The sequence below is a fragment of the Aminobacter sp. P4_D5 genome, from assembly GCF_056401815.1.
Map to the genome: position 1 here is coordinate 1 of NZ_JBFUIP010001393.1, position 518 is coordinate 518.

The 518-nt window shown below is 70.7% G+C and carries 1 protein-coding gene; it reads right to left on the reverse strand.

What is annotated here, in order from left to right:
- Window positions 1–518, reverse strand: a 518-nt coding sequence (locus AC1DWF_RS38605) for a Bug family tripartite tricarboxylate transporter substrate binding protein (RefSeq protein ID WP_476843675.1), incomplete at both ends; no start/stop codon positions are given.

A 518-nucleotide genomic window follows, 5' to 3' on the forward strand; every position in this document is an offset into this window, starting at 1 on the left:
GATCGATCTGGACGCCGATGCTGCCCCCCATCAGGTCCACCAGCGCGGGCGTCGTGCCGCGATAGGGCACCAGCGTCACGTCCGCGCCGATCGCCCGGGTGAACTGGATGGTCGAAAGATGTCCCGCCGAGCCCAGTGCCGAAACGCCGAAGGACCAGTCGCGCGGATTGGCCAGGGCCGCGGCCTTCACCTCCGCCATGGTCTTCTGCGGCCGGTTCGGGTTGCAGGCGATCAGGCAAGGTCCCTCGCCCGTTCGCGCGACCGGCTTGAGGTCGGTGATCGGATCGTAGCCGGGGTTGCGCATCACCAGCCGCGCGATGGTCTGCACGCTCGCCGAGACCAGCAGCGTGTAGCCGTCCGGTGTCGCCTGGGAGACGGCGATGCCGCCGATCGTCCCATTGGCGCCCGTGCGGTTCTCGACCGTGACGGTCTGGCCCGTCCGCTCCTGCAGGCGCGCGGCGAGCACGCGGGCCATCACGTCCACCGAGCCGCCGGCCGCGAAGGGCACGATGATGCGC